26 protein-coding genes are annotated in these 23658 nt (G+C 69.5%); 21 read left to right on the top strand and 5 right to left on the bottom strand.

The genetic code is table 11. The features are described from left to right. Positions 1 to 58: 58 nt before the first annotated feature. From ACERZO_RS34655 to ACERZO_RS34580, 16 genes are all read left to right on the top strand, one after another. Positions 59 to 550 (top strand): CarD family transcriptional regulator, encoded by a 492-nt coding sequence (locus ACERZO_RS34655; protein ID WP_004559016.1) that lies wholly within the window; start codon positions 59 to 61, stop codon positions 548 to 550. A gap of 53 nt (positions 551 to 603) precedes the next feature. After that, entirely contained in the window at positions 604 to 1221 is a 618-nt protein-coding gene (locus tag ACERZO_RS34650) for an IspD/TarI family cytidylyltransferase (protein ID WP_372669938.1), read from the top strand. Next, a complete protein-coding gene (gene ispF, locus ACERZO_RS34645) occupies positions 1218 to 1685 on the top strand; it encodes a 2-C-methyl-D-erythritol 2,4-cyclodiphosphate synthase (protein ID WP_372669936.1) in 468 nt (155 codons plus the stop codon). The genes ACERZO_RS34650 and ispF overlap by 4 nt, the downstream gene beginning before the upstream one ends. A 96-nt stretch (positions 1686 to 1781) precedes the next feature. Then, positions 1782 to 2177 (top strand): PPOX class F420-dependent oxidoreductase, encoded by a 396-nt coding sequence (locus ACERZO_RS34640; RefSeq protein ID WP_372669934.1) that lies wholly within the window; start codon positions 1782 to 1784, stop codon positions 2175 to 2177. Between the two features lie 10 nt (positions 2178 to 2187). After that, positions 2188 to 2574 carry a PPOX class F420-dependent oxidoreductase gene (locus tag ACERZO_RS34635; RefSeq protein ID WP_372669931.1) on the top strand — a complete coding sequence of 129 codons (387 nt, stop codon included), beginning with the start codon at positions 2188 to 2190 and terminating at the stop codon, positions 2572 to 2574. Between the two features lie 22 nt (positions 2575 to 2596). After that, entirely contained in the window at positions 2597 to 3283 is a 687-nt protein-coding gene (locus ACERZO_RS34630) for an HAD family hydrolase (protein WP_372669929.1), read from the top strand. Between the two features lie 43 nt (positions 3284 to 3326). After that, positions 3327 to 4715, top strand: coding sequence for a cysteine--tRNA ligase (gene cysS, locus ACERZO_RS34625; protein WP_372669927.1), 1389 nt, complete (start codon positions 3327 to 3329; stop codon positions 4713 to 4715). 29 nt (positions 4716 to 4744) lie between these two features. Continuing rightward, on the top strand, positions 4745 to 5701 hold the full coding sequence (rlmB, locus tag ACERZO_RS34620; protein WP_372669925.1) for a 23S rRNA (guanosine(2251)-2'-O)-methyltransferase RlmB: 957 nt from the start codon (positions 4745 to 4747) through the stop codon (positions 5699 to 5701). Positions 5702 to 5754: 53 nt separating this feature from the next. Next, entirely contained in the window at positions 5755 to 7188 is a 1434-nt protein-coding gene (locus ACERZO_RS34615) for an MBOAT family O-acyltransferase (protein ID WP_372669923.1), read from the top strand. A gap of 16 nt (positions 7189 to 7204) precedes the next feature. Next, entirely contained in the window at positions 7205 to 7567 is a 363-nt protein-coding gene (locus ACERZO_RS34610; protein ID WP_372669921.1) for a hypothetical protein, read from the top strand. After that, positions 7567 to 8172 carry a histidine phosphatase family protein gene (locus ACERZO_RS34605; protein WP_372669920.1) on the top strand — a complete coding sequence of 202 codons (606 nt, stop codon included), beginning with the start codon at positions 7567 to 7569 and terminating at the stop codon, positions 8170 to 8172. Before ACERZO_RS34610 ends, ACERZO_RS34605 begins: the two co-directional genes overlap by 1 nt. 73 nt (positions 8173 to 8245) lie before the next feature. Beyond that, entirely contained in the window at positions 8246 to 8827 is a 582-nt protein-coding gene (locus tag ACERZO_RS34600; protein ID WP_372669918.1) for a transglutaminase domain-containing protein, read from the top strand. Positions 8828 to 9010: 183 nt separating this feature from the next. Then, a complete protein-coding gene (locus ACERZO_RS34595) occupies positions 9011 to 10024 on the top strand; it encodes a hypothetical protein (RefSeq protein ID WP_372669915.1) in 1014 nt (337 codons plus the stop codon). 2 nt (positions 10025 to 10026) lie between these two features. Next, positions 10027 to 10665, top strand: coding sequence for a hypothetical protein (locus tag ACERZO_RS34590; protein ID WP_372669913.1), 639 nt, complete (start codon positions 10027 to 10029; stop codon positions 10663 to 10665). 72 nt (positions 10666 to 10737) lie between these two features. Continuing rightward, positions 10738 to 11409, top strand: a complete 672-nt coding sequence (locus tag ACERZO_RS34585) for an HD family phosphohydrolase (RefSeq protein ID WP_372669912.1) — start codon at positions 10738 to 10740, stop codon at positions 11407 to 11409. A gap of 70 nt (positions 11410 to 11479) precedes the next feature. Next, positions 11480 to 11941 (top strand): hypothetical protein, encoded by a 462-nt coding sequence (locus tag ACERZO_RS34580; protein WP_372669910.1) that lies wholly within the window; start codon positions 11480 to 11482, stop codon positions 11939 to 11941. Here the strand turns inward: ACERZO_RS34580 and ACERZO_RS34575 are convergent. Then, complete coding sequence (locus ACERZO_RS34575; RefSeq protein WP_372669907.1) at positions 11938 to 12588, bottom strand: class II aldolase/adducin family protein; 651 nt, start codon at positions 12586 to 12588, stop codon at positions 11938 to 11940. The two genes, ACERZO_RS34580 and ACERZO_RS34575, sit on opposite strands and share 4 nt — an antisense overlap. A gap of 528 nt (positions 12589 to 13116) precedes the next feature. Next, complete coding sequence (locus ACERZO_RS34570) at positions 13117 to 14052, bottom strand: hypothetical protein (protein WP_372669905.1); 936 nt, start codon at positions 14050 to 14052, stop codon at positions 13117 to 13119. A 176-nt stretch (positions 14053 to 14228) separates the two neighbouring features. On the opposite strand from ACERZO_RS34570, the gene ACERZO_RS34565 reads away from it, so the two are divergent. The 3 genes from ACERZO_RS34565 to ACERZO_RS34555 are packed head-to-tail and all read left to right on the top strand — an operon-like array spanning position 14229 to position 17880. Next, entirely contained in the window at positions 14229 to 15401 is a 1173-nt protein-coding gene (locus ACERZO_RS34565) for a DUF445 family protein (protein WP_372670406.1), read from the top strand. A 60-nt stretch (positions 15402 to 15461) separates the two neighbouring features. Next, the gene (locus ACERZO_RS34560; RefSeq protein WP_372670405.1) at positions 15462 to 16634 is read left to right on the top strand and encodes a DUF445 domain-containing protein; all 1173 of its coding nucleotides are present in this window, start codon (positions 15462 to 15464) and stop codon (positions 16632 to 16634) included. A 37-nt stretch (positions 16635 to 16671) separates the two neighbouring features. Beyond that, complete coding sequence (locus ACERZO_RS34555; protein WP_372670404.1) at positions 16672 to 17880, top strand: DUF445 domain-containing protein; 1209 nt, start codon at positions 16672 to 16674, stop codon at positions 17878 to 17880. Positions 17881 to 19145: 1265 nt separating this feature from the next. Here the strand turns inward: ACERZO_RS34555 and ACERZO_RS34550 are convergent. From ACERZO_RS34550 to ACERZO_RS34540, 3 genes are read right to left on the bottom strand one after another with little or no spacing between them, the layout of a single operon-like run. After that, positions 19146 to 20021 (bottom strand): metal ABC transporter permease, encoded by an 876-nt coding sequence (locus tag ACERZO_RS34550; RefSeq protein WP_372669903.1) that lies wholly within the window; start codon positions 20019 to 20021, stop codon positions 19146 to 19148. A gap of 3 nt (positions 20022 to 20024) precedes the next feature. Next, positions 20025 to 20870: a metal ABC transporter ATP-binding protein gene (locus ACERZO_RS34545; RefSeq protein WP_372669901.1), complete on the bottom strand. Its 846-nt coding sequence runs from the start codon at positions 20868 to 20870 to the stop codon at positions 20025 to 20027. A gap of 2 nt (positions 20871 to 20872) precedes the next feature. Next, positions 20873 to 21778, bottom strand: coding sequence for a metal ABC transporter solute-binding protein, Zn/Mn family (locus tag ACERZO_RS34540; RefSeq protein ID WP_372669899.1), 906 nt, complete (start codon positions 21776 to 21778; stop codon positions 20873 to 20875). A 188-nt stretch (positions 21779 to 21966) separates the two neighbouring features. Between ACERZO_RS34540 and ACERZO_RS34535 the strand changes: the two genes are divergently transcribed. Continuing rightward, a complete protein-coding gene (locus ACERZO_RS34535) occupies positions 21967 to 23067 on the top strand; it encodes a LacI family DNA-binding transcriptional regulator (RefSeq protein WP_372669897.1) in 1101 nt (366 codons plus the stop codon). Between the two features lie 99 nt (positions 23068 to 23166). Next, positions 23167 to 23658 (top strand): beta-class carbonic anhydrase, encoded by a 492-nt coding sequence (locus ACERZO_RS34530; RefSeq protein WP_370969180.1) that lies wholly within the window; start codon positions 23167 to 23169, stop codon positions 23656 to 23658.

Below are 23658 nucleotides of genomic sequence, written 5' to 3'. Positions count from 1 at the left end.
CTAGGTGGGCACTGGCGGACCGTGCTAGGATGGAGTCAGCGAAAGGGGCAGAGGACACATGGTTTTCAAGGTCGGAGAGACCGTCGTCTACCCGCACCACGGTGCCGCACTCATCGAAGCCATCGAGACCCGTGTGATCAAGGGCGAGGAAAAGAAGTACCTCGTCCTCAAGGTCGCGCAAGGGGATCTCACGGTTCGCGTGCCCGCTGACAACGCCGAGATCGTAGGCGTGCGCGATGTCGTCGGGCAAGAAGGACTGGACAAGGTCTTCGACGTTCTGCGTGCTCCGCACACCGAGGAGCCAACCAACTGGTCTCGTCGGTACAAGGCCAACCTCGAGAAGCTCGCCTCCGGCGATGTGAACAAGGTGGCCGAAGTGGTGCGCGACCTCTGGCGGCGAGAGAAGGACCGCGGGCTTTCGGCAGGCGAGAAGCGCATGCTCGCCAAGGCGCGGCAAATTCTGGTCAGCGAGCTCGCGCTCGCGGAGGGCACCGACGAGGACAAGGCTGAAGTCCTCCTCGACGAAGTTCTGGAAACCGCGACGGTCTGAGCCCAGGGTGGTCCACCCGACGGGCGGGTGGATGCCTCTACGATCGCGAACCGATGAACGTCGTCGCGATCGTGACCGTCGCACATCATGCCTCCGACGGAGAGCTCGCTCTCACGCCGGTCCATGGTGAGCCGCTACTCACGCACACCGTGCGGGGGCTGCTCGACGTACCGGAGATCGATCTGGTGCTCGTGGCGGCCCCCCAGCGGTGTGCTTCGTTGTTTTCCGAGGCCGTTCGCGGCCTGGACTGCCGGGTCGTCCCCGGCTCGCTCCGGCAGGCCTTCGCCGTCGTCGAGCCCGATCTTCCCCGTGACTCAGTTGTACTCCTCCACGACGCTCTGCGTGCCTTCATTCCTGCGGAAACGGTGCGTGACGTCATCACCGCGGTGGGTGACGCTCCGGTCGTCGTCCCGGTGCTGCCGATGGCGGACACGGTGAAGCTGACCGATTCGTCCCTGATCGTCGGAACCGAGGACCGGACACGGCTGCGCACGGCCCAGACGCCGATCGGCTACACGCTGCCGGCGTTCCTGTCGGCGGCCGACCCGTGGGACGTGGCCGGCGCGGCGCTGGTGGCCGGCCACCCGGACGCGATGCGCGTCACGACGGATTTCGAACTGTCCCTGGCCGAGGCGATCGCGGCGGCACCGAAGAACGAGGAGACGCTGTGAGGATCGGCAACGGGGTCGACGTCCACCCGGTCGAGGCGGGCCGCGAGTGCTGGATGGCGGGGCTGCTGTGGCCGGGCGTGGACGGCTGCGCGGGCCATTCGGACGGCGACGTGGCAGCGCACGCGTTGTGCGACGCGCTGTTGTCGGCGGCTGGGCTTGGTGACTTGGGCGCAGTGTTCGGCACGGGTGACCCGCGGATGGACGGCGCTCACGGCGTGGACATGCTCGTGGAGGTCCGCGAGCTGATTTCCGCCGCTGGTTGGCGGGTCGGGAACGCTTCCGTGCAGATCGTGGGCAACGCACCGCGCGTGGGGAAGCGGCGCGAGGAGGCGCAGAAGGTGCTGTCGGAGGCGGTCGGCGGGCCGGTGAGCGTGTCGGGGACGACTTCGGACGGGTTGGGTCTGACCGGGCGCGGTGAGGGGATCGCGGCCTTCGCTACGGCGCTGCTGCTGGCCCGGACGTAGTGAATGACTCATTCATGTCGCCAGATGACATGAATGAGTCATTCATGTCAGCCGGAGCCGCGGAATAGGGCCCGAGCCGCGCCGGTTCGGCGTGATATGGCCCTCACCCTCTCGGACGATGTCCGCGCGCTGATCGACGGGAAGAACTTCGCCACCGTCGCCACCCTCGATCCCGACGGTGGCCCGCAGACCTCCGTCGTCTGGGTCGGTCTCGACGACGGCGATCTCGTCTTCAGCGCGACCGAGGACCGCCGGAAGGTCCGCAACCTGCGCCGAGATCCCCGCCTCAGCGTCTCGATCACCGACGCCACCAATCCCTACCGCCACACCCAGCTGCGCGGCACCGCCACGCTCACCCCCGACCCCGGCAAGGCCCTCCCCAAGACCCTCAGCCACAAGTACCTCGCCCAGGACCCGCCGCACGAAGGCCCCGAAGTCGAACGCGTCGTCGTCCGGCTGAAAGTCGAGAAGGTCGCCGGCAACGTGAAATAGGGTCCAGACCATGTTCAACGAAGCCACCAAGGCCCTGCTCGACGGCGCCAACTACCCCGTCGTCGCCACCACGAACGCCGACGGGTCGCCGCAGAGCTCCGTCGTCTGGGCCAAGCGCGACGGCGACACCGTCCTCTTCGTGACCGTCCAGGGCCGGCGCAAGGAACGCAACATCCGGCGCGATCCCCGCGTCTCGCTCTCCGTCTTCGACCTCGCCGACCCCGAAAACTACGTCGAGATCCGCGGCCGCGCCGAGGTCACCGTCGAAGGCGGCCGTGAGCTGAACGACGAACTCGCCCGCAAGTACACCGGTGACGTCTTCCCGCCCGAGCCGGCCGACGTCGTGCGCGTGCTCGTGCGCGTTGTTCCCGAACACATCACAGGGCATTCGGCCTGAGGGTCCCGTTAGGCTGGAAACCATGACGATCAGGGCCGTGTTGTTCGACTACTCCGGCACGCTCTTCCGGCTCGAGCAGGACGAGTCCTGGCTCACCGAACTGACGAACCACGAAGGTGAGCCCCTCGACATCGAGGCGCAGGCCGAGCTGATGCGCCGGATGACCGCCCCCGTCGGGCAGGTCGTCGAGCTGGACGCCGAGCACGTGCACGCCTGGCAGCACCGCGACCGCGACCCCGAGCTGCACCGGAAGGTCTACCTCGAGGTGCTCAAGAAGTCCGGCGTCCCGCACGTCGACCAGGCCGAAGCGCTCTACAACCGGCTCATCGATCCCAGCCAGTGGACGCCGTACCCGGACACCGAAGCCGCGCTGAAGGCGGCGTCCGAGCGGGGACTGAAGGTCGGCGTGCTGAGCAACATCGCCTTCGACATCCGGCCGGCCTTCACCGCGCGCGGGTGGGACGCCTACGTCGACGAGTTCGTCCTCTCCTTCGAGGTCGGCGCCATCAAGCCGGAGCTGGAGATCTTCCGCAAGGCCGTGCAGGCGCTCGGCGTCCCGGCCACCGAGACGCTGATGGTCGGCGACAGCGAGGAGGCCGACGGCGGCGCCCGCGCGCTCGGCTGCGAGTTCGCGCTGGTCGACCCGCTGCCGACGGCGGAGCGGCCGGACGCCCTGCTCACGGCCCTGCGCACCCACGGCGTCGGCTGAGACCCAGAGACGTCCCTCACGCCCGACCCCGTACCCTTTGAGGGTGGCCCTACACCTTTTCGACACAGCGACCCGGAGCGTGCGGGAGTTCCACCCCGTCCGTAGCGGAACGGCGTCGATCTACGTGTGTGGTGCCACCGTGCAGGGCGTTCCGCACATCGGGCACGTCCGCGGCGTCCTGAACTACGACGTCCTGCGCCGCTGGCTCGTCCACAGTGGACTGGACGTGCTGCTGGTCCGCAACGTCACGGACATCGACGACAAGATCCTGACCAAGGCCGCCGAGCACGAGCGGCCCTGGTGGGAGTGGGGCGCGACGCACGAGCGCGCCTTCGAAACCGCGTACGAGCAGCTCGGCTGCCTGCCGCCGTCGATCAACCCGCGCGCGACCGGGCACGTCACCCAGATGGTCGAGCTGATGGAACGCCTCATCGAGAGCGGCCACGGCTACGTCGCGGACGGCGACGTCTACTTCTCGGTCAAGTCGTTCGACGAGTACGGCAAGCTGTCCGGCCAGGTCCTCGAGGACGTCCAGCAGGGCGAGACGCCGACCCGCGGCAAGCGCGACCCGCGCGACTTCACCATGTGGAAGAGCGCGAAGCCGGGCGAGCCGTCGTGGCCGACGCCGTGGGGGAACGGCCGGCCGGGCTGGCACCTGGAGTGCTCGGCGATGGCGACGGCGTACCTCGGCGCGGAGTTCGACATCCACGGCGGCGGCATCGACCTGGTCTTCCCGCACCACGAGAACGAGCGCGCCCAGTCGAACGCGGCCGGCGACGCCTTCGCGCGGTTCTGGCTGCACAACGCCTGGGTGACCATGTCGGGCGAGAAGATGTCGAAGTCGCTCGGCAACACCGTGTCGATCCCGTCGATGCTGGAGCGCTACCGCGCGCCCGAACTGCGCTACTACCTCGTCCAGCCGCACTACCGCTCGACCATCGAGTACTCCGACGGCGCGCTGTCGGAGGCCGCGCAGGGCTACCGGCGGATCGAGACGTTCCTGCGTCGCGCCGCGCAGTCCGGCGAGGTGGCGCTGGGCACGATCCCGGTGGAGTTCGCCAACGCGCTCGACGACGACCTCGCGACCCCGCAGGCGTTCGCCGTGGTGCACAACACGGTGCGCGACGGTAACGCCGCTCTCGACGCGGGCGACACCCCCAAGGCACTCGAACTCGCCGCGGCCGTCCGCGCGATGACCGACGTGCTCGGCCTCGACCCGCTGTCCGCGCGCTGGTCCGAGGCGGGCGGTTCCGACACGCCCACCAAGGACGCGCTGTCCCGGATCGTCGAAGGGCTGCTGGCCGAGCGCCAGCAGGCCCGCGCCGAGAAGGACTTCGCCCGCGCGGACGCCGCCCGTGACCGCCTCTCGCAGGCGGGCATCGTGGTGGAGGACACCCCCAACGGTCCTCAGTGGACAGTCAAGTCCGACTGATCCCGTTACACAGCAAGGAAACTTTCACCATGGCAGGCAATTCGCGGCGCCAGGGCGCGATCCGCAAGACGGGCACCAAGAAGGGTGCCGTCGTCGGCTCGGGCGGTCAGCGCCGCAAGGCCCTCGAAGGCAAGGGGCCGACGCCGAAGGCGGAGGACCGCCCCGGGCACAAGGCCTACCGCCAGGCGAACGCCCAGACGAAGCGCGACCAGGCGCGGCAGAAGAAGGCCGACAAGCCGGAGCTGATCGCCGGGCGGAACCCGGTGGTGGAGGCGCTGCGCGCCGGCGTCCCCGCGACCGCGCTGTACGTCGCGTTGAACATCGAGATCGACGACCGCGTGAACGACGCCGTCCGGCTGGCCGGCGACAAGGGCATCTCGATCCTGGAGATCCCGCGCGAGGAACTGGACCGCAAGACGAACCGGGCCGTGCACCAGGGCCTGGGCCTGCAGGTCCCGCCGTTCGAGTACGCGCACCCGGACGAGCTGATGGCCGCGGCCCGCAACTCGGGCGAGGTGCCGCTGTTCGTCGCGCTCGACGGCGTCACCGACCCGCGCAACCTGGGCGCGGTGATCCGCTCGGCGGCCGCGTTCGGCGCGCACGGCGTGCTGCTGCCGGAGCGGCGCAGCGCGGGCATGACGGCGGTGGCGTGGCGCACGAGCGCCGGGACGGCGGCGAAGCTGCCGATCGCGGTGGCGACCAACCTCACCCGCCAGCTCAAGGCGTGGGCGAACGAGGGCCTGATGCTGGTCGGCCTGGACGCCGACGGTTCGGTGGACATCGACGAGCTGGAGCTGGCGGCCGACCCGCTGGTCATCGTGCTGGGCTCGGAGGGCCGCGGGCTGTCGCGCCTGGTCCGCGAGACGTGCGACGCGACGGTGTCGATCCCGATGGCGGCGGGCGTGGAGTCGCTGAACGCGTCCGTGGCGGCCGGCGTGCTGCTCGCGGAGGTGGCGCGCCGCCGCCGTGTCGCCGGTCGGGTCTGACCGCACCACCCGGTCGGGTTAAGGTCACCATCGGATAAAGCCGAGGGGACCCGATGTCGTTCGTATCGCCACTGTTCCTGTGGTACTTCATGCCGGCGGTGCTCGTCGCCGTGCTGGTGTGCCCGCGGAGCTGGCGCAACGGCATCGTGGCGGTCGGCAGCCTGCTGTTCTACACGATCGGCGCCGGGCCGTTCGTGTTCCTGCTGCTGGGCTGCATGGTGGTCAACTTCCTGGCCGGCCCGCTGCTGGCCCCGAACCCGTTCGACGTGAACGGCGTCCGGCGGCGCCGCATCCTGATCGCGGTGGTGTCGCTGGACGTCACGGTGCTGCTGATCTGGAAGTACGCGGGCTTCGCGACGCAGCAGATCGCGGCGGTGGCGCACTGGTTCGGCGGCAGCGTGCCGGTGGCGAGCCTGGTGGTGCCGATCGGCATCTCGTTCTACACGTTCCACCACATTTCGTACGTGGTGGATATTTATCGAGGCGAGCGCCAGGCGCTGCGCAACCCGGTGGCGTTCGCGGCGTACATCGCGATGTTCCCGCAGCTGGTGGCGGGCCCGATCGTCAGATATCGAGAGATCGCCGACCAGCTCCCGCAGCTGCGTTCCCACCGCCTGGACGACATCGCGGCGGGCTTCCCCCGGTTCGCGTTGGGGCTGTGCAAGAAGACGATCATCGCGGACTCGCTGAGCCCGCTGGTGGAGGCGTGTTTCAAGGTCCCCCCGGACGAGATGACGTTCGCCACGGCCTGGCTCGGCGCGATCGGCTACACGCTCCAGCTGTTCTTCGACTTCTCGGGTTATTCGGACATGGCGATCGGCCTGGGCCGCATGCTGGGGTTCCGGCTCCCGGAGAACTTCGCCAGGCCGTATTCGTCGGTGACGATCACGGAGTTCTGGCGCCGCTGGCACATGAGTCTCAGTCGCTGGTTCCGCGACTACGTGTACATCCCGTTGGGAGGGAACCGGAACGGAGCGGCCCACACGTACCGGAACCTGTGCATCGTGTTCGTGCTGACGGGGTTCTGGCACGGGGCGCAGTGGACGTTCCTGGTGTGGGGCTGCTACCACGGCGCGTTGCTGGTGATCGAGCGCAGGTTCGGCTTCGACCTGGACCCGTCATCGCGCTGGCCACGGCTGGCCCGCCGGGCGCTGACGATGTTGCTGGTGGTGTTCGGCTGGGTGTTCTTCAGGTCGGCGGACCTGGGCCACGCGCTGTCGATGATCGGCCACATGCTGATCCCGGACTTCAACGGTCTGGGCGCGGGGGTGGAAGAGGCGTTCACGAACCAGCGGCTGGTCCTGCTGCTGGCGGCGCTGGCGGTGTTCCTGCTGCCGGCCCACCCGGTGACGGGACCGCTGCTGGAGTCGAGCCGCAGCAGGCCGGCGACGGCGTTGCGCATCGGTGTGATGACGGTGGGGCTGGTGTACGCGGCGATCCTGATCGCGACGGGCACGTTCAGCCCGTTCTTGTACTACCAGTTCTGAGTTGGAGTCCCGAACGATGACCGAGCCGACCGACCTGGCCAAGGTGCCCGGCGTGATCCCGTACGTCGACCACCACACCGGGCCCCGCCGCCTCCTCACGATCGACATCCCCCACCTGGGCCACACCGTCCGCGCCTACGCCCCGATCGCCAGCATCGACGGCCGCCAATACGTCGTCTCCTGGGGCGCCGTCACCTTCGAAATCCCCGGCGACCGGAACGTCCACGTGAGCGTCCACCTGCACACGAACAGCGGCTACGAGCACACGATCACGCCGTTCGCCTCGACCGTCCTTCCACCGCACCCCGCCCCGATCCGGCTGCTCGCCCAGTTCACGCCGAGCCACGGCCCGCAGGGTGCACTCGTGCCCGTCGGCTGATGCTCGCGACGCGGTACCTCTTCCTCACCCGCCACGGCGAAGCCGCACCCACCGGCGACCTGACCGAAGCCGGGCGCCGGCAAGCGCTGCTGCTCGGCCGGCGGCTCCGTGAGATCCCGATCAACGCCGTCCACCACGGCCCCCTTCCGCGCGCGAGCCAGACCGCCGCGCTCCTCGCCACCCAGCTGCCCGGCGTCCCCATCTACGTCGACAAAGCGGCCGACGACTTCGTCCCCTACACGCCGATGCGCGAGGAACTCCCCGAGACCTCCGGCGACCTCCTGCACGCCTTCACCCGCCGGCTCCCGCCCGCCGACGAAGAGCTCGCCGCCGAGGCCGAGCGGCGGTTCACCGGGCCCGTGCCGGGTGCCGAGACGCGGTACGAAGTGCTCGTCACGCACAACTTCCTCGCCGGCTGGCTCGTCCGCGCCTCGCAGGACGCGCCGCCGTGGCGGTGGCTCGCCCTCAACCACGCCAACGCCGCGCTGACCGTGATCCGCTACTCGCCGGGGCGCCCGGCCGCATTGCTGACGTACAACGACGTCGCGCACCTGACCGCGGATCTGCGCTGGACGGGCTTCTCGCCCGACTTTTACCTTCCGTAACCGGCGAACGCGGAGCGTTGCGGCGCCGGAAAACCAGGCTCGCCCGAATGGCCGCACCTGTCAGGATGGCCGGATGAGTCCCGTCCTGTCGCCGACGTCCAAACGGCTGAGCGACTACCTCGCCGCCGACGCCGTCGTCGATCACGAGCACCCGGCCATCCGCGCCCGAGCCGAGAGTCTCGGAACCGCCGGGGACGATCCCGTCGCCCGCGCCGAGGCCGCGTTCCGGTTTGTCCGGGATGCGGTCGACCACGTGATCGACGCGCGCGATCCGCGCGTCACCTGGCGAGCGTCGGACGTCCTGCGCGAGCGCGTCGGGATCTGCTACGCGAAGGCCCACCTGCTCGCCGCTTTGCTGCGCGCACAAGGGATTCCGGCCGGATTCTGCTACCAGGAGCTGTCCGCGCTGCACGGGCTGAATGCCGTGCACCTGCGCGGCAAATGGGTGCGCCTCGACGCCCGCGGCAACCGGACGGGCGCGCACGGGGAGTTTTCGCTCGACGAGGAAAACCTGGCCTGGCCGGTGGACTACGCGCGCGGCGAACGCGATCACCCGGAGATCCACCCGGCCCCCGCGCCGGTCGTCGTGGAGTTCCTGATGACCGCCGAACCCGGCCCGGGCTGGTACGAAAAGGGGCTCCCGGCCACGCTCTGAAGCCGGTTTTCCGCGATTTACGAAAACTTGGCCAAGCTGGTTAATTATTGCCGAGAGTGACGTCCGTCCGTCATCCTTGTCCCCCGAACTTCTTATTTCGCGCGCCCCGTTTGGCGCGTAAAGTAACTCCCCGCGCTCGAACAGACACTTTGTGCATTCGTCCGTTCGGGTGGTACGAGGGAGGTGAAGCACGTGGTCTCGGACGGCGGATCCCGCCGCCGTACCCCACTGCAGGAGATCTTCTGGACCAGGACGAGCTTGCTCCTCACGGTGCTCGTCGTCGTCGCCGGCCTCAGCCTGTGGCTCGCCGGCCTGATGGACCCCGGCACCGGGAAGAACCTGGTGACGTCGCTGGGCACCGGCACCCTGATCTCCGCGATCGTGGGGTTCGGCACCACGCTGATCACGGCCAGCGCGTCGCAGAAGGCGCTGGTGACCCCGGTGATCGAGGAAAGCAGGCGCGCGCTGGAGGACCTGAGCGCCGAATACCGCGCGCTGAACAAGGAGTTCTTCCCCACCGACGTCTTCGAGGCGACCACCGACCCCGACCCCGGCTTCAACCGGTTGCTGATGGCCGACCTCAACGCGACCCGGCAGTACTTCTTCCGCGGCTTCTCCGGGCGGCACGCGGCCGCCCGCCTGTTGCTTTCCCGCACCGAACGCGAACTCCGGGCCGTCATCGCCGACCCGCGCGACGCCAGCTCGATCAGCGGGCGTGCCCGCTACCTGCTGCGCCGCGAAGCGGGCGACGTCGACTCCGAACAGATCCAGACCCGGCTCGACGAAGAGATCCGGATCGGGCTCGTCGGCCTCTTCCTGGCGCGCAGCCGCTGCGCGCAGGTCGACATCACCGTCGTCGCCGACCCGCCGCTGGACCGGCTCGAAATGTTCGACGACAGCGTGTGGGTGTCGCTCTACAGCGACGTCCGCGGCGCCACGAAGCTGTACCCGCGGTCCCTGCGGTTCACCGAGGGTTCCTTCCTCTACAACATGGAGCGCGCCGAGTTCGTGCGCGTCTCGCAGTCCCGGACCGGTCGCCACTTCCGCATCACGTCCGCGACGACGCGGACGGATTTCCTGGCGCTGTTCGAAAAGATCACCGGATCCCCCCTGTCCGAGGAGCAGTTCCGCGAGCTGGAAGGCAAGTTCCACGCTTTCCGCGCGGAGTTCTCCGAAGTCGCCGAGCTAGGGAGCTGACCTTGCTCACCCGCCTGTCCCCCCTTTCCGAACTGGCCACGCGCCTGCGCGCGGCCGAGTTCCCTTTGGCCGCCGGCTGGCGCGCCGTCGACGAGTGGTTCCGGCCGTGGGCCGCCCAGCCCGGACTGCGCGACGAACTGCGCTCGCAGCTGCGCGCGTTGACCACCGCGGAATCGGTGAAGATCCTGCGTTCGTCCCGGGAAACGACCACGCACTTCGCCTGGTGCCTGCTCGATTCGCCGTCCGACCCGTTTTCCTTCTGGTTGCACGAATACAAGGCGCAGGAGGACTGGCGGGAGGGGTACGCGGATTCCGTGCACAACCACAGGTACCACTTCTGCACCACCATTCTCCGTGGTGACTACCTGCACGAGAGATACGAGACGACGATCGACGCCGGAACCGGGCTGATCGCGGCCGCGCGGCTGCGGCGCCGGACGTTGTGCCAGGCCGGAGCCTGCGCCACCATGCTGGCCGACGAATTCCACCGCATCCCCGAAGCGGCCGACGGCACCATGACGTTCCTCGTGAAATCACGCCCGGTGAGCAGTTTCAGCCTTTCTTTCGATCCCGCCACGGGAATCGGCCATCGTCACGTTCCGGTAGAGGTCCGATTGGGGGAATTGGCCGACCGCATCTAGCTACCCACCGGCGTCACGGCGCTTACCATTACTCCACCCGTCTGAACACCACGGCCGGGATCGGAGAGGTGTATGCGCACGCAGGAAAGCACGATCGACCACGTCATCGTCGACGCCGTCGCGAACCGGGTTCACCGGCTCTGCCGCCGTTACGCGGAGCGGTTGCCGTTCCACGGCTGGCACCACGTGAGCTTCGTCCGCGCGAAGGCGGCCGGCTTCGCCCAGCACAACGGGGCCGACCGCGCGGTGGTCGAGGTGGCGGCGCTGGTGCACGACGTCAACTACCTGGTGCTCCGCAACTCGCCCGCGGCGGCGGGCCGGAGCCTGCGGCTGGAGATCCTCGCGGAGTGCGGGGTCCCGGCCGGTGTCGCGCGGTGGATCGACGAAATCGTCGACGAGGCCGAGATGGCCACGCGCGGCCGCGACATTTCGCTGGAGGCGCAGGCGCTGAGCGACGCGGACACGTTGTTCAAGGCGCTGCCGGTGACGCCGGTGGTGCTGGCGCACCGGTACCTGCGCGAGAACGGGCTGAGCCTGCGCGAGCTGGCGCACAAGATCGTCGGCGAGCAGTGCGACGTCCACGACGAGGGGTACTACTTCTACAACCCCGAGGCGGCGGCCACGTATTCACGCTGGGCGACGGCGAACCTCCAGCTGTGGCAGTGCATCAAGGAGGCGGTCGACGACCCGACGGTGGCGGAGCTGCTGGACGCGGTCCACGCGGTCGACGCGCTGGCGTCGTAGGTTCCGCGGATTCGGCCGCGCCGGGGCGGCGGATTTGGTAGGCATGCGGCGACGGCAGTGAGGAGTCCGCATGACCGACGGCCCAGGAGCAGAGCCGAACCCGGCGCACCCGGATCCGGCAGCGGTACCGGGCCCGGCCGGCCAGCCGCCCTACGGGCACCCAGGTGCGGCCGGCCAGCCGCCCTACGGGTACCCGGGTGCGGCCGGTCAGTCGTACCCGGGTGCGGCCGCACCCGGGTACCAGCAGCCGTGGCCGGGCGGCCCGGTGCCGCCGCCGAAGGGGCCCGGGCTCGGCGTGGCGGCGCTGGTCCTCGGCCTGCTCGGGCTCGTGCTGCCGTTACTGCCGGTGGACATGACCGGGTTCCGCGCGTATGTGGCGTTCCCGTTCGGGCTGGCCGGGCTGACCCTCGGCGTCCTCGGCTGCGTCGGGCGGCGGCGCGGCAAGCCCGTCGCCGCGATCGGTGCCGTGCTGTCGTTCCTCGCGCTGGTGGCCGGGATGATCATGGTGGCCAACCAGGTCGTCCCGCACTAGGTCTGGCCGTAGCCCCGCAGCCGGTCGACGACCTTCGCCACCTCGGGCGGCGGCAGCAGCGCCGGCCGGCCGGCGCCCTGGGCGAGCAGCCACACCCGGCAGGCCCACTCGAGCTGCTGGGCCCGGTGGTAGGCCGCCTCGAGGCCGTCGCCGTAGATGAGGGTGCCGTGGTTGGCCATCAGGCAGCCGCGGCGCCCTTCGAGGGCCTCCAGCACCGCCGTCGCCAGCTCGGGCGTTCCGTACGTGGCGTAGCGCGCGACGCGCACCGAAGGGCCGATCGTGGCGAGGATGTAGTGGATCGGCGGCACCTCGCGCACGAGGGTCGAGACGGCGGTGGCGTGCGGCGAGTGCGTGTGCACGACGGCGGTGACGGGCTCGCGGTCCGGGTCGCGCACGTCCCAGTAGACGGACAGGTGCATCGGCAGTTCGCTGGTCGGCTTGAGCGAGCCGTCGACGACCTGGCCGCCGAGGTCGACGACGGCGACGTCGGCCGGGTTCATGCTGGAGTAGGGGACGCCGGTCGGGGTGACGGCGACGAGGTCGCCGGCCCGGACGGAGACGTTCCCGGAGGTCCCGACGACGAGGCCGTCCCCGACCATCCGCCGCGCGTAGGCGCACACGGCGGCCCGTTCGGTCTCGAGGAGCATGCGGCGGGTCCGTTCTCGCGGGTGATCAAGCAGCTGTCATGCAGACTGCCAGCCACCCACGAGCCTCGGCCACCTCCCCGGCCGGGGGATTCACCCGGTTCCGGGCCGGGATGCCCGCGGCCGCCGGACGCCCGGGTCCCGCGCGGCCGCCGGAGTCCCGCGCGGCCACTGGGTCGCCCGGGTCCCGCGCGGCCGCCGGGTCGCCCGAGTCCCGCGCAGCCGCCGGGTCGCCCGAGTCCCGCGCAGCCGCCGGACGCCCCGTCCCGGCCGCACCCCGCCCATCTCCGCAGGGTCCCCGCAAAGTCGACGCCTGGGCCGCCGGGCGAAGCCCCGTGTCTTGAATGACTCATTCAGGTCTTGGGAGGTCCTGAATGACTCATTCAAGTCTCGAGAGGTCCTGAATGACTCATTCAAGGCGTTGGCCGGCGCTGGGGCCGCCGTGGGCCGGCCGGGCTCGGGAACCTTCGGATCGAGATTGGCCCGGCTCCCCTCGACGATCCGAGGGGAGCCGGCGTCTGTGGGAAGGGGTCAGGCCTTCGCCGGCGCGGGCGGAGCAGGAGCGGCCTTCGGCGCGGCAGCAGCGGGAGCGGCGGGAGCGGCAGGGGTCTTCGCAGCCGGAGCGGGAGCCGGCTTGCGGTCCCCGTTCTCGGCCGCGGCAGGCTCGGGCGCCAGCAACCGCATGGCTTCCTGCACCGCGACGTCCGTGGCCGCGATCCGCTCGGCGACCTTCGTCCGCAGGTCCAAAGCCAGCTTCCGGTTCCGGTCGGCCTCGGCCTGCTGGGACCGGGCCGAAGCCAGCGCCGCCTCGGTCTCCTGCTTCTTGCGCGCGTGCTCCTCGTCGAAGGCCTTCTTCTTCGCGGCCAGCTCCTCCGAAGCCTTCCGGTCCGCCTCGGCCCGCGCCTCCGCCGCCGCGGCCTCCGCCGCCGCGTCCGCCTCCTTGCGCGCCCGCTCGGCCGCCGCCGCCAGCTCGACCCTCTTCGCGCCCGCTGCCGCGTTCAGCTTCTCGATCTCGCCCTTCGCCTCCGACAGCAGGCGGGCGCGCTCTTCCTCCGCGTCCTTCGCCAGCTTGTCGGCCGTGCGGCGGGTCTCGTGCGCGTACTTGTCCGCCTGGTCGCGGGTCGAGGCCGCGTCCGCCTCCGCCGCCGCGCGCAGGTCCGCTATCTCCTCCTCGGCCAGCTGCATCATCATCCGGACGCGCTCGGCCATCGCGCCCGCGCCGGACGGGCTCGAGCTCATCCGGGCCAGCGCGGCCTTCGTCTCGGCGAGCTCCTTCTGCGCGTACGCGAGGGCCTTGGAAAGGTCCGACGACGTCGCAACGGCTTCGTCGCGGCTGCGGGACGTCTCGCGCATCTCCTTGCTCAGCTCGGCGAGGCGTTCGTCGACCTGACGCTGGTTGTAGCCGCGGACACCCACGGCGAACTGGGCGGTCTTCGGGGCGGACTGGGGCTTCTCAGGCGCGACCATCGCGCCACCTTAATGAGCCGGGGCCCGTTCGCACGTACCGCCAAACGGATGCATCACGGATATTGGAACCCCCGGTAACGCATGGCATCCTGACCTTGTTGACCAGCGGTTAACGGCGGGAGGCCATTGTGGACATACTCGCCGACATCGGCGCGCACTGGCACGTCTACGCCACCATGCCGCTCATCGCCGCCCTCATCGGCTACCTCACCAAGCGCGTCGCCATCGAGATGATGTTCCGGCCTCTCGAGTTCAAGGGCATCAAGCCGTTCTTCGGCTGGCAGGGCGTCATCCCGGCGAACGCGCGGCGGATGGCCACCACCGCCGTCGATCTGCTGACCCGCAACCTCGTCGACCCGCAGGAGATCTTCAGCCGCCTCGACCCGGAAGAAATGGTCAAAGAGCTCGAAGCGCCCCTGCTCAAGGCGGTCGAAGACGTCACGCGTGAGGTCATGGAGACCTACCAGCCCCGGCTCTGGGAGATGCTGCCGTCGCGCGCGCAACGGCTGCTCGTCGACCAGGTCCGCGCGCAGGCGCCGCAGGTCGTCAAGCGGCTGCTGCGGGAGGTCTCGACCAACATCGACGACGTCCTCGACGTCAACGACATGCTCATCGGCGCCATGGTCCGCGACAAGTCGCTGACCTGCCGGCTGATCCGCGAGGTCGCCGCGCCCGAGTTCAAGTTCATCGCGCGCTCGGGGATCTGGTTCGGGTTCGTGATCGGGCTCGTCCAGTTCGTCGCCTGGGCGCTGACGAAACAGCCGCTCATCATGCCGATCTTCGGTTTCGTCACGGGCTTCGTCACGGACTGGCTGGCCCTGAAGATGATCTTCTACCCGCGCGAGCCGCGCGGGTTCGGCTTCTTCCGCTGGCAGGGCATGTTCCAGAAGCGCCGCCAGGAGGTCGCCGCCGACTACGGCGCGCTGATCGCCGACGAGGTTCTCACCGTCCGGAACGTCCTGGAGGCCATCCTCACCGGCCCGCGCGCGGACAAGCTGTTCGCGCTCGTCACCCGCGAGGTCCAGCGCACGATCGACGCGCAGGTCAGCCTGGCCAAGCCGGTCGTCGCGCTCACCATCGGCGGCCGGCAGTACCAGGAGATGAAGCGCGCGGCCGCCGCCAAGGTGATCGAGCACCTCCCCGAAACGGTGAAGCACGTCGAGAGCTACGCCACCGGCGCGCTCGACGTCCGCAACACGATCGTCGGCAAGATGCAGCAGCTGACCCCGCTGGAGTTCGAAGGCATCCTGCGCCCGGCCTTCAAGCAGGACGAATGGAAGCTGATCGCCGTCGGGGCGGTCATCGGTGGCCTGGTGGGTGAACTCCAGGTGCTGCTCCTGCTGCACTGATCACGGGCAGATAGCGTGCGCGGGGTGGACTTCGGCACGCACTGGCAGGTGTACGTCACCATGCCGTTCATCGCGGCGCTGATCGGCTACGTGACCAAGCGCGTCGCCATCGAGATGATGTTCCGGCCGCTGGAGTTCGTCGGCGTCAAGCCCTTCGGCTGGCAGGGCGTGCTGCCGGCGAACGCCGAGCGCATGGCGGCGACGGCCACCGAGATGCTGACGACGAACCTCGTCGACCCCAAGGAGATCTTCGCCCGGCTCGACCCGGCGCAGGTCGCGAAGGAGATCGAGCAGCCGCTGCTGCGGGTCGTCGAGGACGTCACCCGGGAGGTGATGGAGACCTACCAGCCCAGACTCTGGGAAGTCCTGCCGAACGGCGCGCAGCAGCTGCTGCTCAAGCGCGTCCAGGCCGAGGCGCCGAAGGCGATCACCAAGATCATGCGGGAGATCGCCGACAACATCGAGGACGTCCTCGACCTGCAGCACATGGTCGTGACGAACCTCGTGCGCGACAAGGCGCTGCTCAACCGGCTGATCCGCGACATCTCGCGGCCCGAGATGCGGTTCATCGCGCGCTCGGGGATCTGGTTCGGGTTCATCCTCGGCTGCGTCCAGCTGGTGGTCTGGGCGCTGACGAAGTCGCCGATCGTGCTGCCGCTGTTCGGCCTGGGCATCGGCTGGCTCACCGACTGGCTGGCCCTGAAGATGATCTTCCTGCCGCGCGAGCCGAAGCGGTTCTTCGGGCTCTACACCTGGCAGGGCATCTTCCAGAAGCGCCGCGACCAGGTGGCCGCCGACTACGGCGACATGATCGCGCGCGAGATCATCACCATTCCCAACCTGCTGGAAGCCGTGCTGCGGGGGCCGAAGTCCGACAAGCTGTTCGCGATGATCACCCGCGAGGTGCAGAAGACGATCGACGCGCAGGCCAGCGTCGTCAAGCCGTTCGTCGCCATCGCCGTCGGGACGAAGAAGTTCCAGGAGATGAAGCAGACGGCGGCCGCGAAGGCCGCGGAGCGCGTCCCGGAGACGATCCGGTACGCCGAGAACTACGCGATCAACGCGCTCGACGTGCGCAACACGATCGTCGACCGGATGAAGAAGCTGAGCGCGCTGGAGTTCGAGCAGCTGCTGCGCCCGGCGTTCCGGCAGGACGAGTGGAAGCTGATCGCCGTCGGCGCGGTGATCGGCGGGCTCGTCGGCGAGTTGCAGGTGCTCGCGCTGCTCGGGTAGCCGGTACGGTTCCGTTCTCGGCATGAGGAGGTCGGAGTTGGACGCGGTCCTGCACGACCTCGCGCTGCACTGGCCGCTGTACGCGGCGATGCCGTTCATCGCGGCGCTGATCGGGTACGTCACCAAGCGCGTCGCCATCGAGATGATGTTCCGGCCGCTGGACTTCATCGGGATCCCGCCGCTGCTGGGCTGGCAGGGCGTCGTCCCGAAGCACGGCGGGCGGATGGCGGCCGTCGCGACCGAGCTGCTGACGGCGAACCTGCTGGACCTGCGCGAGGTCTTCGGCCGGATCGACCCGGTGATCATCACCAGCGAGCTGGAGCAGCCGCTGCTGCGCGCGGTCGACCACATCGCGCGCGAGGTGCTGGCCGAGCACCACCCGCGGCTGTGGGAGGTGATGCCGACGCTGGCGCAGGAGATGCTGATCAAGCAGGTCCAGGCGTCGGCGCCGCGGCTGGTCCGGGAGTTCCTCGACGACGTCCGCGAGAACCTCGACGAGGTCCTCGACGTCCAGCACATGACGGTCCAGCGGCTCACCCGGGATCGCGCCCTGCTCGTGCGGCTGATCCGCGAGACGTCCCGGCCGGAGATGGCGTTCATCGCGCGGATGGGCATCTACTTCGGCTTCGGGCTGGGGCTGATCCAGACGATCGTGTGGGCGTTCACGCGCGAGCCGTGGATCCTCCCGGCGTTCGGCGGCGTGATCGGGCTGTGCACGGACTGGCTGGCGATCAAGCTGATCTTCGTCCCGCGCGAGCCGGTCCGGATGGGCCGGGTGATCTTCCAGGGCAAGTTCCAGCGCCGGCGCGCGGAGGTGGCGCGGCAGTACGGCGAGCTGATCGCGACCGAGGTGCTGACGGTCCAGAACCTGCTGGACGCGGTCCTGCGCGGCCCGCGCGCCGATCGGCTGGCCGCGTTGGTCGAGAACGTCGTTTCGGAAGTGGTCGACAAGCAGGTGCCGCTCTCCCGCACGCTGGGCGGCACGCGGCTGAAGGAGATGAAGCACGCGGCGGCGCGGAAAGCGTTGGAGCAGCTGCCGGACACCGCGCGGTACGCCGAGGGATACCTGACCGAGGCGATGGACGTCGCGAAGATGATCGAGCAGCGGATGCTCGCGTTGACGCCGTTGGAGTTCGAGGGCTTACTGCGGCCGGCGTTCCGGCAGGACGAGTGGAAGCTGATCGCGGTCGGCGGGGTGATCGGGTTCGTGGTCGGGGAGCTGCAGGTCCTGCTGATGCTGGGCTGACTCGCCGACGACGCGGCCCCGCCCTTCCCTGGCAGGGCTCCGGCAAAGTCGGATCGGCGCGGCCGGTCTGGCGGCCGGCGACGTCATGACCGAGTCGTTCACCTCGCCGGATGCGATGAACGAGTCGTTGATGACCACCGAAGCTCGGCATCCTGCCGAAGTGCCTCTTCGGTCCGGCGTTCCGCGGGCGGTGCCGGGCGGAGCATCGCCCCGCCCGGCTGGTGGAGTTCTGGTGTCAGGTGACTGGAATGGGTCATGGCGTGTGGGGCGGGGTGGGGCTTGGGGACGTGCATCCGCGTCGCGTGAGGTGGGGTGGGGGCAGCTGTCCTGCCAAAGCGCCTTCCGGCACCCCGAAGCTGTCATGGTGACTACGGCCGGCAACACCGCGTCAAGGCGGGAAAGATGCCTTGACCCGGCGCTGCCGGCCGTGTTGTGGCTTCGGATCGGGGTGCGGGGGAGTCTGGGTTCTCGTCGGTGTCTGTTCTCGGGGGCCTCTCGCCTTTGGTGTCGGCTTTTGGGGCGAGGCGGTGGGCAGTCAGTCGTTGAGGTGGCGGTTGGCGGATGGCATGAACGAGTCGTTCATCGCGTCCGATGCCGGGTCCCGGCATAGTCGGATCGGTGCGGCGGGTCCGGGGGCCGGTGACGTCATGAACGAGTCGTTCAGCTCGCCGGATGCGATGAACGAGTCGTTGATGACCGCCGAAGCTCGGCATCCCGCCGAAGTGCCTCCTCGGCCCGGCGTTCCGCGGGCGGTGGTGCCGGGCGGAGCATCGCCCCACCCGACTTTGCCGGAGCCCCGCCCTTCCCTGGGGGACGAGCCCGGTTCCAGTCTATCGGCAGGCCCCGACAGGAACCGCGAATCGGCGGAGGCGCAGCCGATCTGTCCACAAATGCGCGAGGGTGTGGATAACCGGCGTTCGGCCGCCGCGGCCAGGTCAGGCGGCCGGGGCCACCGCGCGGAATGCCGGCGCTGCAACCAGTGCAGCCGCCGTGGCAACTCGGCGCGGTACTGGCAGGCCTGTGCCCGGGCGAACGACAACGAGGTCTGATTCACCGCCGCCCTCGGCAACGTCGGGCGACATCACCTGGGCTCCGGGCGAGCTACTACAGATCCGGCAGCTACGTCTTCACCGTCGATGCCCACTCGGTCAGGCAGACGCCGAGTAACGCATGCGTGCTGCAGCGGAGCTGGGCCGCTTACCAGTCCGTCGGCTACCCCAACGGGGGCAACGCCGCGATCAGCGACACGCTCCAGGTGCCGTAGGTCAGGCCGCCGCGACGAGGGCCGGTTCCACCGTGCTGACCCTCGTCCGGCGGTCGCGCTGCCAGGCGATCACCCGGCAGACCACGTAGATCAAGAACGAAATCGCCGTCACGAACGCGCTCACCGGCAACCCGGGCGCCAGCGACAGCACGATTCCGCCGATCGCCGACACCTCCGCGAAGACCACGGACAACACCGTTGCCTTCCACGGTGACGCCGTCACCCGCGCCGCCGCCGCGGCCGGCGTCACCATCAACGCCACCACCAGCAGCGAGCCGACGACCTTCACGCTCAACGCGGTCGAGACGCCGACCAGCAGCGCGAACACCACCGTCAGCGTCTTCACCGGGACCCCGCGCGCGACGGCCACGTTCCGGTCCACCGAAGCGAACAACAACGGCCGGTACACCAGCGCCAGCACCGCCAGCACCACCACCGACGACACCACGAACAACGTCAGGTTCGTCGAGTCGATCGTGATGATCTGGCCGGTGAGGATGCCGAACTTGTTGCCGGACCGTCCTTTGTAGAACGACAGGAACAGCACGCCCATGCCGAGGCCGAACGACAGGATCACGCCGATCACGGAGTCGCGGTCCGCGTCACGCGCGCCGAGGATCCCCAGCAGCAGCGCCGCCACCACCGCGCCGATCAGCGCGCCGTACTCGACGCCGATCCCGAGCAGCAACGCCGCCGCGCCGCCGGTGAACGCCAGCTCGGACGTCCCGTGCACCGCGAACGACATCCGCCGCATCACGATCAGCGGGCCCAGCACCCCCGCCACCAAACCGAGGATCAACGCCGCCAGCAGGGCGGTCTGCACCCCGGACAGCTCGGTGATCAGCTCCCAGGTCTTGCCGAAGTCGAACAGATCCAAGACTCAGCCCACTTGCTCTTCGACGTCGTGTTCGTGGTGGTGCGGCTCTTCCTCGCACAACGCGCTCTGCGCGCCCGCGATGTGGATCTGCCCGCCGACCTTCAGCACCTCGACGCGGGTGCCGTACAGCTCCGACAGCGTCTCGGTGGTCATGACCTCGTCCGGCTTGCCGATCCGGAAGTGGCCGTTGACCAGGTACAGCACCCGATCGACGAACGGCAGCACCGGGTTGATCTCGTGCGTCACGAACAGCACCGCCGTGCCGGCCGTGCGGCGCCGGGAGTCGATCAGCTCGCTGATCGCGCGCTGGTGCGCGAGGTCCAAGGACAGCAGCGGCTCGTCGCAGAGCAGCACCTCGGGGTCGCCGACCAGGGCCTGCGCCACCCGCAGCCGCTGCTGCTCACCGCCGGACAGCCGGCCGACCGGCTGCTTCGCGTAGCGCGTTGCCCCGACCGCGGAAATCGCGTCGGAAACAAGCCGGCGCCGGGCCGCCATGCCGAACAAGCCCGGCCCCCAGCGGTGCCCGTCGAGGCCCAGCCCGACCAGGTCGACGCCGCGCAGCGTCAGCGATTCGTCGATCGCGCGCTGCTGCGGGATGTAGCCGACCTTGCGGTTCGCGCCGCCCGGGCGGCCGCCGGCGATCTCGACCGAGCCCGCCGACAGGCCCTGCATGCCGAGCAGTGCCTTCAGCAGGCTGCTCTTGCCGGAGCCGTTCGGGCCGAGCACGGCGAGGAACTCCCCCGGCTCGACGACGAGGTCCAGCCCCGACCAGAGGGTCCGGGGTCCGAACGCGAGCCCCGCCCCGCGGACCCGGACCGCGGGGCGTACGTCGTCTGAGACGGGAGCCATGCCTACTTCAACGCCCCAGCCAGCGCATCTACTTCCCCGGTCATCCAGCCAATGTAGTCGGTCACACCCTGCGGCAGCGTCTCGGTCACGTCGACGACGCCGATCCCGGCGGCCTTCGCCTGCCCGACGACGTCCTGGGTCAGCGGGGTCACCGTCTGCGCGTTGTTGATCAGCGCCTTGACCTGCTTGGTGGCGATGAGCTGCTTGTACTCGTTCACCGCGCCCGCCGGGACGTCGGTGTCGTTCTCGACGGCGTCGGAAAACGCCTTCGGCGTCGCGTCGGTCAGCTTCGCGCTCTCCAGCAGGTAGTGCGCGACCGGCTCGGTGACGACGACCTTCGTCCCCGGGTGGGTGGTGCCGAGCTCGCCGAGCCGCTTCTCGAGCGCGTCGACCTTCGCCTTGAACGCCGTCGCGTTGTCGGTGAACGCCTGCTTCGACGCCGGCTGCAGCTCGCCGAGCTGCGCCGCGACCTGGTCGGCGACCTTGTCGACGCCCGGCAGGTCGTACCAGACGTGCTCGTTCTCGTCGCCGGTCGCGGCGATGTCGTAGGCGACGAGCTTCTTCGCGTCCCCGGCCTGCGCGGTGAGCTTGTCGAAGAACTCGTCGTACCCGCCGCCGTTGGACAGCAGCAGCTTCGCGTCCTTCGCCGCAAGGGCGTCATCGGCGGTCGTCTCGTAGGAATGCGGGTCGGCCGACGGGTCATGGATGATCGACTTGACCTCGACCTTGTCCCCGCCGACGGCGCTGACGACGCTGCCCCAGACGTCGGTCGAAGCGACGACCTTGATCTTGTCCGAGCCGCCGGACTGCCCGCCGCCGTCGGAGGTCCCGCCGGAGCACGCGGCCAGCGCGAACAAGGACAGGGCCGAAGCGGCGGCGAGCACGCTCGTGGTGCGGCGGGAACTCATCTGAAGGACTCTCCTGACGGCACTGAGACGCTAATGGAAACCGTTGTCAGATTCACCTTACCCCATCCGGATGACTTCCTGGCCATCCGATCCCGGTTTGGTGTATGCGTCTTCATGCATGCGGATCGAGACATCGACCACCCGGGGTGTCTCTTCAGGAAAACGATCTGAACCGTTACGGTTTGCTGATGGGACGTCCTATTCGCACCCGGAGGCAGGCGACGCTGGCGTCGCTCGCGGCGGAGCTCGGTGTGTCCAGGACCACGGTGTCCAACGCCTACAACCGGCCGGACCAGCTGTCCCCGGAACTGCGCCGCCGGGTCCTCGAGACCGCGCGGCGGCTCGGCTACCCCGGCCCCGACCCGGTCGCCCGCTCCCTGCGCACGCGCAAGGCGGGCGCGGTCGGCCTGCTGCTCACCGAGAACCTCTCCTACGCCTTCCGCGACCCCGCCGCCGTCGGAGTGCTCGAAGGACTGGCCCTGGCCTGCGAAGACGCCGGTGTCGGCCTGCACCTGGTGCCGGCCAGCCCCGGCCGTGAAGACGTCGCCGCGGTGCACCGCGCGGGTGTCGACGGCTTCGTCGTCTACTCCGTCCCGGACGACGACCCGCACCTGGCCGCCGTGCTGGAGCGCCCGGTGCCGACGGTGATCATCGACCAGCCGAGCCTCGAAGGCATCGACCGCGTCGGCCCGGACGACGCGGCGGCGGTCGGCAAGATCGCCGAGCACCTCGTGACGCTGGGCCACCGGCAGGTCGGCGTGATCTGCATGCGCCTGGCCCGCGAGCGCAACGACGACTTCGTCTCCACGGCGCGGCAGAGCGGCGCGCACTTCCACGTCCAGCGCACCCGGCTGGAAGCGCTCGCCGTGGCGTTCTCCGCGGCCGGCGTCGACTGGGCCGGCGTCCCGGTGGTCGAGCGCTTCGACCACACGGTGGACGACGGCGCGTCCGCCGCGCGCCAGCTCCTGGACGCGTATCCGCAGATCACGGCGGTTATCTGCACCTCGGACATCCTCGCGCTCGGCGCCATGGCCGAGGCCGAACGGCGGGGGCTGCGGGTGCCGCAGGACCTGACCGTCACCGGGTTCGACGGCATCGCCGAGGCCGAGCGGATCGGCCTGACCACGGTCCACCAGCCGGTGCTCGAGAAGGGCAAGACGGCCGGGCGGCTGCTCCTCGGCTCGGCCGAGCGGAGCGCGCCGAAGGTCATCACGCTGCCGACCGAGCTGCGCGTCGGCCGCACGTCCGCACCCCCTAGGACGGTCGAGGAGCCCTGGTTCGGGGGCTGACCCGTGACATAGCTCGTAGTGCATTGCTCGAACGGGTACTCACCAGGTCAAATGAAGTGGCACGCCCGCGCCGCGGGGCCACTGGCCGGAAGGTGACCGATGACCTCGATCGACGTACTGCTCAAGCGCAACCAGGAACTCGGCGAGGTGACGCCCGGCGACCGGTCATCCCCCAAGCCGTCGCTCCAGGTGGCCATCCTGACCTGCATGGACGCCCGCATCCGGGTGTTCGAGCTGTTCGGCCTCCTGCAGGGCGAGTCGCACGTCCTCCGCAACGCGGGCGGCGTGGTGACCGACGACATGATCCGCTCGCTGGCGCTTTCGCAGCGCAAGCTGGGCACGCGCGAGGTGCTGATCGTCCAGCACACGGAGTGCGGCCTGTCGATGGTCACCGAGGACGACTTCAAGGACGAGCTCGAAAGCGACACCGGCCTGCGGCCGACGTGGTCGGTCGAGGCGTTCCGCAACGTGGAGAACAGCGTCCGGACGTCGGTCGAGCGCGTGCGGCGGAGCGCTTACCTGCCGCACACGGAGAACGTCCGCGGGTTCGTCTACGACGTGAAGACCGGGAAGCTCACCGAGGTCCAGTAG

The sequence above is a fragment of the Amycolatopsis kentuckyensis genome (genome assembly GCF_041679295.1).
Classification (GTDB): Bacteria; Actinomycetota; Actinomycetes; order Mycobacteriales; family Pseudonocardiaceae; genus Amycolatopsis; species Amycolatopsis kentuckyensis_A.
Note: the sequence above shows the minus strand (reverse complement) of the source record. Positions and strands in the feature narration are given on the sequence as shown.

Bases quoted from the DNA above. Each gene is read 5' to 3' on its own strand.
- ACERZO_RS34655 (WP_004559016.1), top strand. From the start codon at position 59: ATGGTTTTCAAGGTCGGAGAGACCGTCGTCTACCCGCACCACGGTGCC.
- ACERZO_RS34650 (WP_372669938.1), top strand. From the start codon at position 604: ATGAACGTCGTCGCGATCGTGACCGTCGCACATCATGCCTCCGACGGA.
- ACERZO_RS34640 (WP_372669934.1), top strand. From the start codon at position 1,782: ATGGCCCTCACCCTCTCGGACGATGTCCGCGCGCTGATCGACGGGAAG.
- ACERZO_RS34635 (WP_372669931.1), top strand. From the start codon at position 2,188: ATGTTCAACGAAGCCACCAAGGCCCTGCTCGACGGCGCCAACTACCCC.
- ACERZO_RS34630 (WP_372669929.1), top strand. From the start codon at position 2,597: ATGACGATCAGGGCCGTGTTGTTCGACTACTCCGGCACGCTCTTCCGG.
- rlmB (WP_372669925.1), top strand. From the start codon at position 4,745: ATGGCAGGCAATTCGCGGCGCCAGGGCGCGATCCGCAAGACGGGCACC.
- ACERZO_RS34615 (WP_372669923.1), top strand. From the start codon at position 5,755: ATGTCGTTCGTATCGCCACTGTTCCTGTGGTACTTCATGCCGGCGGTG.
- ACERZO_RS34610 (WP_372669921.1), top strand. From the start codon at position 7,205: ATGACCGAGCCGACCGACCTGGCCAAGGTGCCCGGCGTGATCCCGTAC.
- ACERZO_RS34605 (WP_372669920.1), top strand. From the start codon at position 7,567: ATGCTCGCGACGCGGTACCTCTTCCTCACCCGCCACGGCGAAGCCGCA.
- ACERZO_RS34600 (WP_372669918.1), top strand. From the start codon at position 8,246: ATGAGTCCCGTCCTGTCGCCGACGTCCAAACGGCTGAGCGACTACCTC.
- ACERZO_RS34585 (WP_372669912.1), top strand. From the start codon at position 10,738: ATGCGCACGCAGGAAAGCACGATCGACCACGTCATCGTCGACGCCGTC.
- ACERZO_RS34580 (WP_372669910.1), top strand. From the start codon at position 11,480: ATGACCGACGGCCCAGGAGCAGAGCCGAACCCGGCGCACCCGGATCCG.
- ACERZO_RS34575 (WP_372669907.1), bottom strand. From the start codon at position 12,588: ATGCTCCTCGAGACCGAACGGGCCGCCGTGTGCGCCTACGCGCGGCGG.
- ACERZO_RS34570 (WP_372669905.1), bottom strand. From the start codon at position 14,052: ATGGTCGCGCCTGAGAAGCCCCAGTCCGCCCCGAAGACCGCCCAGTTC.
- ACERZO_RS34565 (WP_372670406.1), top strand. From the start codon at position 14,229: ATGCCGCTCATCGCCGCCCTCATCGGCTACCTCACCAAGCGCGTCGCC.
- ACERZO_RS34560 (WP_372670405.1), top strand. From the start codon at position 15,462: ATGCCGTTCATCGCGGCGCTGATCGGCTACGTGACCAAGCGCGTCGCC.
- ACERZO_RS34545 (WP_372669901.1), bottom strand. From the start codon at position 20,870: ATGGCTCCCGTCTCAGACGACGTACGCCCCGCGGTCCGGGTCCGCGGG.
- ACERZO_RS34540 (WP_372669899.1), bottom strand. From the start codon at position 21,778: ATGAGTTCCCGCCGCACCACGAGCGTGCTCGCCGCCGCTTCGGCCCTG.
- ACERZO_RS34535 (WP_372669897.1), top strand. From the start codon at position 21,967: ATGGGACGTCCTATTCGCACCCGGAGGCAGGCGACGCTGGCGTCGCTC.
- ACERZO_RS34530 (WP_370969180.1), top strand. From the start codon at position 23,167: ATGACCTCGATCGACGTACTGCTCAAGCGCAACCAGGAACTCGGCGAG.